This window comes from Azohydromonas lata (assembly GCF_034427735.1).
GTDB classification, from domain to species: domain Bacteria; phylum Pseudomonadota; class Gammaproteobacteria; order Burkholderiales; family Burkholderiaceae_C; genus Azohydromonas; species Azohydromonas lata.
Map to the genome: position 1 here is coordinate 18,639 of NZ_JAXOJX010000020.1, position 13,023 is coordinate 31,661.

Sequence of the window (13,023 nt, forward strand, 5' to 3'; positions counted from 1 at the left end):
CCCACCCCGTGGAACGCCTACAGTCCCGCTCCATGAACAAACCCTTCCCGGATGCCGTGACCGTGCGCGAAGTGGGCCTGCGTGACGGCCTGCAAAGCGTGGCCCGCACGCTGCCCACCGAGCTGAAGCTGCTGTGGTTGCGCGCCGCGCACGCGGCCGGCCTGCGCGAGATCGAGGTCAGCTCCTTCGTCCCGGCGCGGCTGCTGCCGCAACTGGCGGACACGGCGGCGCTGGTGGCGCAGGCGCGCCAGCTGCCGGGTCTGGTGACGTCCGTGCTGGTGCCCAACCTCAAGGGCGCGCAGGCCGCGCTGGACAGCGGCGCCGACCTGATGCTGCTGCCCCTGTCCGCCAGCCACGCCCATTCCCTGGCCAACCTGCGCAAGACGCCGGACGAGGTGGTGGCCGAGATCGCCCGCATACGCGCCCTGCGCGACGCCAGCAGCTCGCGCTGCCTGATCGAGGTCGGCATGAGCACGGCCTTCGGCTGCACGATCCAGGGCCGCGTGGAGGAGGCCGAGGTGCTGCGGCTGCTGCAGGCCGCGCTGGACGCCGGGGCCGACCGCGTCGGCCTGGCCGACACCGTGGGCTACGCCGACCCGCTGCAGGTGGGCCGCCTGTTCCGCCAGGCTTTCGAGCTGGTCGGCGACCGCCTGGCCTGCGGCCACTTCCACGACACGCGCGGCCTGGGCCTGGCCAACGTGTTTGCCGCCTGGCAGGCCGGCGTGCGCCGCTTCGACGCCACCAACGGCGGCATAGGCGGCTGCCCGCACGCGCCCGGCGCCAGCGGCAACGTCGCCACGGAGGACGTGGCCTACCTGTTCGCCAGCATGGGCGTGGCCACCGGGCTGGATTTCGACGCGCTGATGGCGCTGCGCCGCAACGTTGCGCAGTGGCTGGAAGGCGAGACGCTGCACGGCGCCATCTGGCGCGCCGGGCTGCCCAAGACACTGACGATGAGGAACGCGGCATGAGCACGGCACCCCAACCCCTGAGCGGCCTGCGGGTCGTCGAGCTGACCCACATGGTGATGGGCCCCACCTGCGGCATGGTGCTGGCCGACATGGGCGCCGAGGTCATCAAGCTGGAGCCTGTGGAGGGCGAGGGCACGCGGCGGCTGCTCGGCGCGGGCGCGGGCTTCTTCCCCATGTTCAACCGCAACAAGAAGAGCGTGGGCGTGGACCTGCGCCGCCCCGAGGGCGCCGAGGTGGCCCGCCGCCTGGCCGCCAGCGCCGACGTGGTGGTGGAGAACTTCAAGCCCGGCGCGCTCAAGAAGTACGGCCTGGACTACGCCAGCCTCGCCGCCGTCAACGACAGGCTGATCTACGCCAGCCACAAGGGGTTTTTGCCCGGCCCCTACGAGCACCGCACGGCGCTGGACGAGGTGGTGCAGATGATGGGCGGCCTGGCCTACATGACCGGCCGCCCCGGCGACCCGCTGCGCGCGGGCACCAGCGTCAACGACATCATGGGCGGCCTCTTCGGCGCCATCGGCGTGCTGGGCGCGCTCATACAGCGCGGCATCAGCGGGCGCGGCATGGAGGTGCAGTCGGCGCTGTACGAGAACAACGTCTTCCTCATGGGGCAGCACATGCTGCAGTACGCCATGACGGGCCGGCACCCCGCGCCCATGCCCGCGCGCGACAACCCCTGGGCGGTGTACGACGTGTTCACCGTCAAGGACGGCGAGCAGATCTTCCTGGCCGCGGTGAGCGACGCCCAATGGGGCCTGATGTGCGACGCGCTGGGCCTGGACGACCTCAAGGCCGACCCGGCACTGGCCACCAACAACGACCGCGTGCGGGTGCGCCCGCAACTGCTGGCCACGCTGCGCGAGCGCCTGGCGCACCGCGGCGCGGCCGAGCTGGCGGACCTCTTCGAGAAGGCCGGCCTGCCCTACGCGCCCATTCGCCGCCCGGAAGACCTCTTTGACGACCCGCACCTGCTGGCCACCGGCGGCCTGGCCGACGTGGTGGTGCCCGACGGCGACAAGGCCGGGCAGACGGTGAAGACGACGCTGTTCCCGATCACGATGGATGGCCAGCGCCTGCCGGTGCGCCTGCAACCGCCGCCGCTGGGCGCCCACACGGCCGAGCTGCTGGCCGGGCTGGGCTACGACGCGCAGCACATCGAACGGCTGCGCCAGGAAAAGCTGGTGAGCTGAACCGGTTCAAGCGGGCAGCACACGACACATAGACAGACAGGAGACAAGCCCATGACCACCCCCATCACCCGGCGCAGCCTGCTGCTGGCCCTGGCCGGCGCCGGCCTGTGCGCCCCCGCGCTGGCTCAATCCGACAAGCCCATCCGGTTCATCCTCCCCAACGCCACGGGGTCGGGCGTGGACGCCATCACCCGCGCCGCGCAGCCCGCGCTGGCCAAGGCGCTGGGCCACCCCATCGTGGTGGACAACCAGTCCGGCGCCGGCGGCATCGTCGGCCTGCAGCAGCTCGCGCGCTCCGCGCCGGACGGCGCCACGCTGGGCGTGGTCTCCAACAACGTCGTCATCTTTCCCAGCCTCTTCAAGACGCTGCCCTTCGACATGCCGGGCGACTTCACGCCCATCGCCGTCGTGGGCTCCACGCCCATGCTGCTGGTGGTCAATCCCGGCAAGGTGCCGGCCACCAACGCCAAGGAGTTCATTGCGCTGCTCAAGTCCCGCAGCGGCGAGCTCAACTTCGGCTCCGGCGGCAACGGCACCATCCTGCACCTGGCCACCGAAACGCTGCTGGACGAGACCGGCACCAAGGCCCGCCACATCCCGTACAAGGGCGTGGGCCCCATGGTCACGGACCTCATGGGCGGCCAGATCGACTTCGGCGCCGTCTCGCTGCCCAGCGTGCAGGGCCACCTGAAATCCGGCGCGCTGCGCGCCATCGCCCTGTTCACGCCGCAGCGCGTGGCCGCGCTGCCTGACGTGCCCACCTTCGCCGAACAGGGCTTCAGCAAGGTCGTGGTCGAGGCCTGGTTCGCCGTCGTGGGCCCCAAGGGGCTGCCGGCGGCCGAGGCACGCCGCGTGCACGACGCCGTGGTGGCCGCCTTCGACGACCCGGCCACCAAGGAGGCCATGGCGCGCCAGGGCAACCAGATCGGCGTCGCCCCCATGGACCAGGCCATGCCCTTCTTCCGCAGCGAGCTGGCCAAGTACGCCAGGCTGTCCAAGAAGATCGGCCTGGAGGCGCAGTGATGCCTGACGGCGCGACGCTGGCCCTGCCCGGGCGGCTGCTGTTCCTGAGCGCCTCGGCCCAGGCCATGGCGCGGCAGCTCGCGGGCGAGCCGCTGACCCCGGCGCAGGCCGGCACGCTGCGCGACGACGTGTCCACCGACGAGATCACGCCGGTGCACATCCTCTCGCACTACGACGACCGCTTGGGCCGCTTCGCCTACACCGGCTTCAAGGCCGGCGACACCGTGCCGCTGGGCCCCGAGGCCGTGCGCGGCGGCGGCTTCTGCGTCACCGTGGCCGGCAAGCGCTACGGCAAGGGCTCCTCGCGCGAGCACAGCCCCTTTGCCGAGAAGCTCGCGGGCATACGCCTGGTGATCGCCGAGAGTTTCGAGCGCATCTACCGGCAGAACGCCGACAACATCGGCCTGTTCACCTCCACCGACTTCGGCCTCATCCCGCGCATCCTGGCCGGCGAGGCCATTGCCGTGGACGAGCTGGTGGAGGGCCGCGACGCCCTGGCCGCCGCCATCCTGCGCGCCGGCGGCCTGCTGCGCTTTGGCCAGCGGCACATGCGCGACGTGCGCCCGGCCGCGGTGGCCGAAGGCGATCGCCCGCGCACGCTGTTCGAGAAGATCGTGGCCCGCCACGCGCTGGCCACCGCGCTCACGCCGGCCGACCCCGCGCCCGGCGACGGCGCCTTCGTCCGCGCCGACCTGCGCTTCATCCACGAGTACTACACCGGCATGGCCGCGCACATGCTGCAGGCCACTTTCGGCAAGCCGCTGGCGCTGCACGATCCACGCTCCATCGTCGTGTTCGAGGACCACACCAACTACGTCACCGAAAGCCCGGCCCACCTGCGCGGCGGCCTGGTGGACAAGGTGCTGGCCATGTGCCGCGCCCAACGCGCCTTTGCCGCCGAGCACGGCCTGCGCGAGCACCGCACGCTCACCGAGGCCGAGGCCGCGCGGGACGATGGCCGCCACGTCGCCGGCATCTCCCACGCCATGGTGGCCGAGCACTACGCGCTGCCCGGGCAGCTCATCGCCGGCACCGATTCGCACACGCCGCACAGCGGCGCGCTGGGCTGCGTGGCCTTCGGCGTGGGCACCACGGACATGGCCAACGCCTTCGTCACCGGTGCCGTGCGCCTGACGCTACCGCCCTCGCTGCTGGTGCGGCTGGAAGGTCAACTCCCGGCCGGCGTGACCGCCAAGGACGTGGTGCTGCACCTGCTGGCGCTGCCCGCGCTGCGCGCCGGCGCGGGCGTCGGCAAGGTTTTTGAATTTGCCGGGCCGGTGGTGGAAGCGCTTTCCACCGACGAGCGCGCGACGCTGACCAACATGACGGCCGAGCTGGGCGGTTTTACCGGCATCGTCGCGCCGGACGCCGAGACGCTGCGCTTTCTCAAGGAGCGCCGTGGCGTGGACATCGAGCTTGAGCCGTGGATGCGCAGCGATCCCGGCGCGGCCTACGCCGAGGTGCTCAGCGTCGATTGCAGCCGCCTCACGCCCATGGTCGCCCGCCCGGGCGACCCCGGCAACGGTGTGGCCCTGGGCGACTTGCAGGAGCGCGTGCGCGTGGACATCGCCTACGGTGGCTCCTGCACCGCCGGCAAGCGCGAGGATTTTGATCACTACCACGCCGTGCTGGCCTGGGCCGCCGCGCGCGGCCTGCGCGTGGCGCCGGGGGTACAGCTCTTCCTGCAGTTCGGCACCACGGCCGTGCGCGACCACTGCATTGCCCAGGGCTACCTGCAGGCGTTCGAGCAGGTGGGGGCGCGCATCCTGCAGCCCTCGTGCGGCGCCTGCGGCAATTGCGGGCCGGGCTCGACCACCGAGGCCTCGCAGGTGACGGTGAGCGCCATCAACCGCAATTTCCCGGGCCGCGGCGGCCCGGGCCAGGTCTGGCTGGCCAGCCCGCCCACGGTGGCGGCCAGCGCCATTGCGGGGCGGCTGCTGTCCTTCGAGGAGCTTCAGGCGCAGGCAGGCAGCGTGGGCTGAGGGGCGCGGCGACGCCGTCCCGCCGGCCGGCCCGCCGCATGCTGCGCGGCCTCACATCGCCCGCAGTACCCGTACCAGGAGACAGCCCATGCCTGACCGCTACGCCATCGTCGGCAACCCGGTGTCGCAATCGAAGTCGCCGCTGATCCACGCCGAGTTCGCGCGCCAGACCGGCCAGGCGCTTGAATACATCCGCCTGGAAGCGCCTGCCGGTTTCGACGGCTTCAAGGCCACGGTAGACGCCTTCCGCGCCCAAGGGGCCCGCGGCGTCAACGTCACCGCGCCCCACAAGCTCGACGCCCTCGCTTATGCGACCGAAACGTCGGACGCCGCCCACCTGGCCGGCGCGGCCAACATCCTGGCCTTCGACGGCGGGCGCGTGCGCGCCGACAACTTCGACGGCGTCGGCCTGGTCAACGACTTGCGCCTCAACCAGGGCTTCGACGTCGCCGGCCGGCGCGTGTTGCTGTTGGGTGCCGGCGGCGCGGTGCGCGGGGCATTGCTGCCGCTGCTGGCGCAGCAGCCCATGGGCATCGTCATCGCCAACCGCACCGAGGCCAAGGCGCGGGCACTGGCCGCGCAGTGCGGCAGCGCCGCGGTGCAAGGCTGCGGCCTCAACGACCTGGACGGCATGGCCTTCGACATCGTGCTCAACGGCACCTCGGCCAGCCTCGCGGGCGAGCTGCCCGGTATCCCGTTCGCGGTGTTCGGGTCCGCGCAACTGGCCTACGAAATGGCCTACGGCAAGGGGCTCACGCCTTTCCTGCGCCTGGCGCGCGATGCCGGCGTGCCGCGCCTGGCCGACGGGGTGGGCATGCTGGTGGAGCAGGCGGCCGAGGCCTTCAACTGGTGGCGCGGCGCGCGGCCGGACACCGCGGCGTTGATACGGCAGCTCATGGTGCCGCTGGCCTAGGCGCGTCCGGCCGGCTGGCCGGTTGCGATGCAAAGCGCGCATCGTCCCATCCAGCGTTGGCATTGGACGCGCATCGTCGCCGGTGATGCAATTTCCTGGAGGCCTGGTCCACAGGCCCGCAGGCATCACCAGGAGACAAGCCTCATGAATTCCCGTCGTCGCCACGCGCTGCAGGCGCTTGCGGCCCTCGCGCTGGCCGCCTCGTCCGGCGCCTGGGCCCAGGCCTGGCCCAACAAGCCGCTCAGGATCGTCGTGCCCAATGCCGCGGGCGGCACCTCCGACATCATCGCCCGCCTCATCAGCAAGCCGCTGAGCGATGCCTTGGGCGTGCCCGTCATCGTGGAGAACCGCGGCGGCGCGGGCGGCAACATCGGCGCCGCGGCGGTGGCGCAGGCCACCGACCAGCACACCCTGCTGCTGTGCGACGTGGGCGGGCTGGCCATCGCGCCGCTGGCCTACAAAAATCTCGCCTACGACCCCGCGCGCGACCTGCAGGGCGTGGCCATGCTGGCCTACGCGCCCTACCTGCTGGTGGTGCCGTCCACGCTCAAGGCCACCAACCTCAAGGAGCTGGTGGCGCTGTCCAAGGCCGAGCGGCTGAGCGCCGCCGTGCCCGGCACCGGCACGCCCAACCACCTGGCGACCATGCAGCTCGCGCAGCTCACGGGGCTGCGCTGGCAGTACGTGCCCTACAAGGGCGGCGCGCCGGCCGTGGCCGACACCATGGCCAACAACACCCAGGCCGTGCTCAACGGCATGCCCGCCACCTTGCCGCTGGTGCAGGGCGGCAAGCTGCGCGTCATAGGCGTGTCCAAGGCCACGCGCTCGCCGCTGCTGCCGGACGTGCCGACGCTGGCCGAGCAGGGCGTGGCGGACTTCGTCGCGGGCACCTGGCAGGGCGTCACGGTGTCGTCCAAGATGCCCAGGGAGCAGGTGGCCCGCCTGGGGGCGGAGCTCTCGCGCATCGTGCAAACCCCCGCGGTGCGCGCTGCGCTGGTGGAGGCGGGCATGGAAGTCTCCAGCCTGGGTGCGCAGGAAACCACGGAGCTCATCGCCAAGGAGCGCACGCGCTGGGCCGCGGTGGTCAAGCAGGCCGGCGGCGTGATCGAGGGGGCGCAATGACGCAGCCCGCCCACGACGCCCACGACGCCCGCGACGCGCACGAGGCCCTGCGCCTGCCCGCCGAGGCGCTCACCGCCTTCGGCCGCGCGCTGTTCGAGGCCGCCGGCATGGAGGCCGACAAGGCCGCCGAGGTGGCGCGGCTGCTGGTGCTCACCGACATGATGGGCCGCCGCACCCACGGCCTGGCCATGGCGCCGCTGTACCTGGCCGACATCGCCAAGGGCGGCATGGCGCTGCGCGGGGAGCCGGAGGTCGTGGCCGACAGCGGCGCGGCCGTGGTGTGGGACGGCGCCTACCTGCCGGGCCTGTGGCTGATGAGCCGCGCCATCGGCATGGCCGTCGATCGCGCCGCCACGTTGGGCGTGGTGACGGTGGCCCTCCGCAGGAGCCACCACATCGGCTGCCTGGCGGCGCTGACCCGGCAGGCCGCCGAGCGCGGCTGCGTGGCCGTCATCGCCAACTCGGAGCCGGCGGCGCGGCGCGTGGCGCCCTACGGCGGCACCGAGGCGCTGTTCACGCCGAACCCGTTCGCGGTGGGCTGGCCGGGGCCTGAGCACCCGGTGCTGGTGGACATGTGCGCCTCCATCACCACCACGTCCATGACGCGCCAGAAGCACGCCGCGGGCGAGCAGTTCGAGTTTCCCTGGCTGCTGGACGCCCAGGGCCGGCCCACGCGCGACCCGGCCGTGCTGGAGCACGCCGAGCCGCGCGGTTCGCTGCAGCTCCTGGGCGGCCAGGAGTACGGCCACAAGGGCTTTGGCCTGGCGCTGATGGTGGAGGCGCTGTCGCAAGGCCTTTCCGGCCACGGGCGGGCCGACGCGCCCGCGCGCTGGGGCGGCAACGTGTTCCTGCAGGTCATCGACCCCGCCTTCTTCGCCGGCCGCGAGGCGTTCATGGAGCAGACGGACTACCTCTCGCGCCAGTGCCGCGCCAACCGGCCCATAGACCCGGCGAGCCCGGTGCGCATGCCCGGCGACCAGGCGGCGCGGCTGGAGCAGCAGGCCCGCGCGCAAGGCATTGCCTACGGCGCGGCCGCCTGGACAACGCTCACCGCTTGGGCCGACCGCCTGGGCGTGGCCGTGCCGGCCGAGGAAGCGGCTATAGACTGACGCGCCCTTTGCCGCCGCGCTCTGCGTCCTTGCGTCTGCGCCGCGCGGCCAGGGGTGCCCGCAGGACCTCGCCCCGTGTCTCTCCCGTTCCAGTTCAGCCAGCTCCGCTGCTTCGTGGCCGTCGCGACCGAGCTGCACTTCGGCCGCGCAGCGCAGCGGCTGAACATGACGCAGCCGCCGCTGAGCCGCCAGGTGCAGCAACTGGAACACGCCCTGGGCGTGCGGCTGCTGGAGCGCGGGCCGCACGCGGTGCGCCTCACGCCGGCCGGGCAGGCCTTCCTGGGCGAGGCGCAGCGGGTGCTGGAGGCGGCGCAGTCGGCGGCGCTGGCGGCGCGCCGCGCCGATACCGGCGAGGAGGGCAGCATCGCCCTGGGCTACGTGGCCGGCGCCAGCTTCAGCGTGCTGCCCAAGCTGGTGGCGGCGGCCTCCGCGCAGTTGCCGCGCGTGCAGATCGTGCTGCGCGACCTGAGCTCCTCCGAGCAGCTCGAAGCGCTGCGCACGGGGCGGCTGGACGCCGGCATCGTGCGCCCGCCGGTGGCGCTGGCCGACTTCGACAGCCTGAGCCTGCTGCGCGAGCCCTTCGCCGCGGCGCTGCCCGCCGGCCACCGGCTGGCCTCGCGCCGCCGCCTGCGGCTGCAGGACCTGGACGGCGAAAACCTCGTCATGTACGAGCCCGGCCAGGGCGGGCGCATGTACGAGCTGCTCACCAGCGTGTTCCACACCGCCGGCATCACGCCGCACTGCGTGCAGCAGGTGCGCCAGACCTACTGCATGCTGGGCCTGGTGGCCAGCGGCGTCGGCCTGGCGCTGCTGCAGCGCTCGGCCAGCCAGGTCTCGATGGCGGGCGTGGTGATGCGGCCCGTGGAGCTGCCCGCGCACGCGGTGTCGGAGCTGTGCCTGGTGTGGCGGCGCAAGGACGTGGAGGAAAAGCCCGTCATGGCCCGCTTCGTGGAGATGGTGCGCGGCGTGGCCTTTTGAGCCGCGCGGCGGGCTTCATCCGTTCATGTAAAGCGAGGCGCACAGGTTGCGCAGCCAACGGTTGGCCGGGTCGTGGTGCATGCGCGCGTGCCAGTACTGCTTGACCGTGTAGCGGGGCACGGCGATGGGGCAGGCCAGCACCTTCAGCCCCCCGTTGCGGGCCAGCGTCTCGCCGATCTGGCGCGGCACGGTGGCCACGAGGTCCGTGTCCGCCACGACGGTGGCCAGGCCCAGGAAGCCGGGCAGGCGCAGCAGCACGTCGCGCTGAACGCGCTGCGCCTTGAGCGCCTCCTCCAGCAGCGCGTGGCTCTTGCCGGACAGCACCTGCACGTGGGCCGCGGCCTGGTACTGCTCCAGGGTCAGCGTGTCGTGGATGAGCGGATGTTGCGGGCTCACCAGGCACACGAAGTCCTGCTCGTAGAACACCTGCTGGTAGAAGCCGGACTCCAGCCCGGGGATGATGCCCAGGGCCAGGTCGGCGTGGCCGGTTTCCAGCTCGCGCGGCGTGCCGTCGTCGATGGGAATGGCCTCCAGCCGCACGCGCGGCGCCTGCGCGCGCACGCGCCTGAGCAGCCGCGGCAGCAGGGTGATGTGGCTGGCGTCGGTCATGCAGACGCGAAAGCCGCGCTGCGCTTGCGCCGGGACGAACTCCCGCGCCGGCGCGCTGATGCGGCGCAGGCTTTGCAGCGCCTCGCGCACCGGCTCGACCAGCGCCTCGGCGCGCGGCGTGGGTTGCATGCCGGCGCCCGTGCGGACGAACAGCGGATCGCCCAGCAGCTCGCGCAGCCGGGCCAGCCACGCGCTGACCGTGGGCTGGCTCTGCTCCAGCGCCTCGGCCGCGCGCGTGACGCTGCGCGTGGTGTAGAGCAGGACGAACAGCGTGAGCAGCTTGGGGTCCAGGAGCTGGGCGGGGTCGTGGTCCGAATGCACTATCGGATTTCCTGATGGCGTTGATCGGCTGTAGCGGATGGACCGATTTTCCCCGCCTTCCTACAGTCGCCGTCCATCGCAGCCACCAACGCAGCAGGACAGCATGGACATCACGGGCCCCGGCATCAAAGGACAAGTCGCCATCGTCACCGGGGGCGTGCGCGGCATCGGCCTGGGCATCGGCCGGCGCCTGGCGCAGGAGGGCTGCCGGGTCGTCATCTGGGACCGCGACGTGTCGGCCTTCGACACCGAGCGCGCCGGCTTCATGCCCGCCGACCTGCAGCGCGTGGACGTCAGCGACTTCGACAGCGTGCAGCGGGCCTGGGACGCGACGCTGGAGCGCGTCGGCCACGTGGAAATCATGGTCAACAACGCCGGCATCAACGGGCCGGTCACGCCGGTGTGGGAGTACCCGCTGGAGGCCTGGAGCCGCGTGCTGGCGGTCAACCTGGGCGGCGTCTTCCACTGCTGCCGCGTGGCCACGCCGGCCATGCGGGCCGCCGGTTACGGGCGCATCGTCAACGTGGCCTCGGCCGCGGGCAAGGAAGGCGTGCCCGGCATTGCCGCCTACGCGGCGGCCAAGCATGGCGTCGTGGGCTTCACCAAGTCGCTGGCGCGCGAGCTGGCCGACTCCGGCGTGCTGGTCAACTGCATCGCGCCGGTGATGACGGAGACGGACCTGCTCAAGGAAATGACGCCGGAGCACATCGCCGCCTCCAAGGCCAAGATTCCCATGGGCCGCTTCCTCACCGTGGAGGAGATCGCGGCCATGGTGGCCTGGATCGCCAGCCCCGAGTGCAGCTTCACCACCGGCTTTGCCTTCGACCTCTCCGGCGGCCGCGCCAACTACTGACACCGCTGGGCCACGCGACATGAAGCGCCTCATCGGCATTGCGCCGCTCACGCACCTGGAGCTGTCGCCGCCGGACATGGTGAGCAACGCCGCGGCGGCCGGCTGCGACGGCCTGGGCCTGCGGCTCATCCCCGCCACGGCCGACGAGCCGCGGCACGACACCCAGGGCGACACGCCGCTGGTGCGCGAGGCCGCGCGGCGGCTGCGCGACACGGGGCTGCAGGTGTGGGACATCGAGATCTTCCGCTTGCAGCCCGCCACCCGCGTGGCCGACTACGAGGGCGCGCTGGAGGCCGGCGCGGTGCTGGGCGCGCGCCACGTGCTGGCGGCCCCGCAGGACGCGGACACCGCCCGCCTGGCCGACCGCTTGGGCCAGTTGTGCACGCTGGCCGCGCGCTACGGGCTGGTCGTGGACCTGGAGCCCACGCCCTGGTACGAGGTGCCCACGCTGGAGGCCGCCGCGCGCGTGATCGAAGCGACCGGCCGGGACGACCTCGGCCTGGTCGTGGACCCCCTCCACTGGGACCGCGCCGGCGGCACGCCCGCCGGCGTGGCCGCGCTCAACCCGGCGTACTTCCGCTATGCGCAGCTGTGCGACGCGCCGGCGCAGCGCCCAAGCGATCGCGCCACGCTGCTGCACCAGGCCCGCGCCGAGCGGCTCATGCCCGGCGACGGCGGGCTGGACCTGCGCGGCCTGCTGCGCGCGCTGCCGGCGGGCATTGCGCTGAGCCTGGAAGTGCCCATGGCGTCGCTGGCGCAGACGCTGCCCGCGCTGGAGCGCGTGCGCCGCATGCTGGACAAGACCCGCGCACTGCTGGCCGGCGTGGATTGAGCCGCGGAAGCTGCAGATCCATTCCAAGAACGCAAAACCGCAAGACCACAAGACCGACATCCCACAGGAGACAAGCCATGAACACCCTCACCCGCCGTGCCGCACTGGCCGTGGCCGCCGCGCTGGCGCTGGCCGGCGCCGCGACGTCCGCCGGCGCGCAGGTGCGCGAGCGCACCATCAAGTTCGCCTACCTCAACCAGGCGGGCCACCCGCAGGACTTGGGCGCCAAGCGCTTTGCCGAGCTGGTGGAAAAGGCCTCCGGCCAGAAGATGCACGTGAAGCTGTTCCCGGGCGGCGTGCTGGGCGGCGACCTGCAGAACGTCTCCGCGGTGCAGGGCGGCACGCTGGAGATGACCAACCTGAACGCCGGCATCCTGTCCTCGCACGTCAAGGAGCTGGGCGTCTTCGACGTGCCCTTCCTGTTCAACGGCCCGGCCGAGGCCGATGCCCTCAGCGACGGCCCGCTGGGCCAGAAGCTGCTGGGCATGCTGGCCGACAAGGGCATGGTGGGCCTGGGCTACTTCGACCTGGGCTTTCGCAACCTGACCAACAACAAGCGGCCCATCAACAAGGTCGAGGACATCGCGGGGCTCAAGATCCGCGTCATCCAGTCGCCCATCTACGTGGACCTGTTCAATGCCCTGGGCGCCAACGCCACGCCCATGCCGTTCCCGGAGGTGTACAGCGCGCTGGAGCAGGGGGCCATCGACGGGCAGGAGAACCCCTTCACCACCATCAAGGCCTCGCGCTTCAACGAGGTGCAGAAGTACCTGACCGTCACGCGCCACATCTACAACCCCATGGCGCTGCTGTTCAGCAAGAAGGTCTGGGACGGCTACAGCGCCGAGGAGAAGAAGATCGTCACCGACGCCGCGGCGGCCGCCATCCAGTACCAGCGCCAGGTGTCGCGCCAGCAGGCCGACGCGGCCCTGGCCGAGCTGAAGAAGGGCGGCATGCAGGTGACGGAGCTGTCGCCGGCCGAGGTGGAGAAGATGCGCGCCAAGGCCAAGCCGGCCATAGACAAGCTGGCCGAGAAGGTTGGGCCGGAAACGGTCAGGGAGGCCTACGCCGAGCTGGCCAAGCTGCGCAAGTGAGTCTTCTTGGGGGCCGGCTGGCCGGG

12 protein-coding genes are annotated in these 13,023 nt (G+C 72.1%); 11 read left to right on the forward strand and 1 reads right to left on the reverse strand.

Annotation, left to right across the window (positions count from 1 at the left end; all coding sequences use genetic code 11):
* Nucleotides 1-32: 32 nt before the first annotated feature.
* The 8 genes from SM757_RS13450 (at nt 33) to SM757_RS13485 (ending at nt 9,288) form a co-directional block, all read left to right on the forward strand.
* Nucleotides 33-971, forward strand: coding sequence for a hydroxymethylglutaryl-CoA lyase (locus SM757_RS13450; RefSeq protein ID WP_322465864.1), 939 nt, complete (start codon nt 33-35; stop codon nt 969-971).
* Nucleotides 968-2,161 carry a CaiB/BaiF CoA transferase family protein gene (locus SM757_RS13455; RefSeq protein ID WP_066336394.1) on the forward strand — a complete coding sequence of 398 codons (1,194 nt, stop codon included), beginning with the start codon at nt 968-970 and terminating at the stop codon, nt 2,159-2,161. The genes SM757_RS13450 and SM757_RS13455 overlap by 4 nt, the downstream gene beginning before the upstream one ends.
* A gap of 51 nt (nt 2,162-2,212) precedes the next feature.
* Nucleotides 2,213-3,184 carry a Bug family tripartite tricarboxylate transporter substrate binding protein gene (locus SM757_RS13460; RefSeq protein WP_322465865.1) on the forward strand — a complete coding sequence of 324 codons (972 nt, stop codon included), beginning with the start codon at nt 2,213-2,215 and terminating at the stop codon, nt 3,182-3,184.
* Nucleotides 3,184-5,166 (forward strand): aconitase family protein, encoded by a 1,983-nt coding sequence (locus tag SM757_RS13465; protein ID WP_322465866.1) that lies wholly within the window; start codon nt 3,184-3,186, stop codon nt 5,164-5,166. The genes SM757_RS13460 and SM757_RS13465 overlap by 1 nt, the downstream gene beginning before the upstream one ends.
* Nucleotides 5,167-5,254: 88 nt before the next feature.
* Complete coding sequence (gene aroE / locus SM757_RS13470) at nt 5,255-6,079, forward strand: shikimate dehydrogenase (RefSeq protein ID WP_322465867.1); 825 nt, start codon at nt 5,255-5,257, stop codon at nt 6,077-6,079.
* 144 nt (nt 6,080-6,223) lie between these two features.
* Nucleotides 6,224-7,201, forward strand: coding sequence for a Bug family tripartite tricarboxylate transporter substrate binding protein (locus tag SM757_RS13475; protein ID WP_066336380.1), 978 nt, complete (start codon nt 6,224-6,226; stop codon nt 7,199-7,201).
* Nucleotides 7,198-8,310, forward strand: a complete 1,113-nt coding sequence (locus SM757_RS13480) for an Ldh family oxidoreductase (RefSeq protein ID WP_322465868.1) — start codon at nt 7,198-7,200, stop codon at nt 8,308-8,310. Before SM757_RS13475 ends, SM757_RS13480 begins: the two co-directional genes overlap by 4 nt.
* A gap of 75 nt (nt 8,311-8,385) precedes the next feature.
* Entirely contained in the window at nt 8,386-9,288 is a 903-nt protein-coding gene (locus SM757_RS13485; protein ID WP_322465869.1) for a LysR family transcriptional regulator, read from the forward strand.
* 15 nt (nt 9,289-9,303) lie between these two features.
* On the opposite strand, the gene SM757_RS13490 is transcribed toward SM757_RS13485, so the two are convergent.
* Nucleotides 9,304-10,218 (reverse strand): LysR family transcriptional regulator, encoded by a 915-nt coding sequence (locus tag SM757_RS13490; RefSeq protein WP_322465870.1) that lies wholly within the window; start codon nt 10,216-10,218, stop codon nt 9,304-9,306.
* 103 nt (nt 10,219-10,321) lie between these two features.
* Between SM757_RS13490 and SM757_RS13495 the strand changes: the two genes are divergently transcribed.
* From SM757_RS13495 to SM757_RS13505, 3 genes are all read left to right on the forward strand, one after another.
* Nucleotides 10,322-11,071: an SDR family NAD(P)-dependent oxidoreductase gene (locus tag SM757_RS13495; protein ID WP_322465871.1), complete on the forward strand. Its 750-nt coding sequence runs from the start codon at nt 10,322-10,324 to the stop codon at nt 11,069-11,071.
* Nucleotides 11,072-11,090: 19 nt separating this feature from the next.
* A complete protein-coding gene (locus SM757_RS13500) occupies nt 11,091-11,903 on the forward strand; it encodes a sugar phosphate isomerase/epimerase family protein (RefSeq protein WP_066336367.1) in 813 nt (270 codons plus the stop codon).
* Nucleotides 11,904-11,980: 77 nt separating this feature from the next.
* Nucleotides 11,981-12,997 (forward strand): TRAP transporter substrate-binding protein, encoded by a 1,017-nt coding sequence (locus SM757_RS13505; protein ID WP_066336364.1) that lies wholly within the window; start codon nt 11,981-11,983, stop codon nt 12,995-12,997.
* Nucleotides 12,998-13,023: the final 26 nt, after the last annotated feature.

What these genes read in the sequence shown, in the direction of transcription:
- SM757_RS13450 (WP_322465864.1), top strand. Translation starts at nt 33, where the DNA reads ATGAACAAACCCTTCCCGGATGCCGTGACCGTGCGCGAAGTGGGCCTG.
- SM757_RS13455 (WP_066336394.1), top strand. Translation starts at nt 968, where the DNA reads ATGAGCACGGCACCCCAACCCCTGAGCGGCCTGCGGGTCGTCGAGCTG.
- SM757_RS13460 (WP_322465865.1), top strand. Translation starts at nt 2,213, where the DNA reads ATGACCACCCCCATCACCCGGCGCAGCCTGCTGCTGGCCCTGGCCGGC.
- SM757_RS13465 (WP_322465866.1), top strand. Translation starts at nt 3,184, where the DNA reads ATGCCTGACGGCGCGACGCTGGCCCTGCCCGGGCGGCTGCTGTTCCTG.
- aroE (WP_322465867.1), top strand. Translation starts at nt 5,255, where the DNA reads ATGCCTGACCGCTACGCCATCGTCGGCAACCCGGTGTCGCAATCGAAG.
- SM757_RS13475 (WP_066336380.1), top strand. Translation starts at nt 6,224, where the DNA reads ATGAATTCCCGTCGTCGCCACGCGCTGCAGGCGCTTGCGGCCCTCGCG.
- SM757_RS13480 (WP_322465868.1), top strand. Translation starts at nt 7,198, where the DNA reads ATGACGCAGCCCGCCCACGACGCCCACGACGCCCGCGACGCGCACGAG.
- SM757_RS13495 (WP_322465871.1), top strand. Translation starts at nt 10,322, where the DNA reads ATGGACATCACGGGCCCCGGCATCAAAGGACAAGTCGCCATCGTCACC.
- SM757_RS13500 (WP_066336367.1), top strand. Translation starts at nt 11,091, where the DNA reads ATGAAGCGCCTCATCGGCATTGCGCCGCTCACGCACCTGGAGCTGTCG.
- SM757_RS13505 (WP_066336364.1), top strand. Translation starts at nt 11,981, where the DNA reads ATGAACACCCTCACCCGCCGTGCCGCACTGGCCGTGGCCGCCGCGCTG.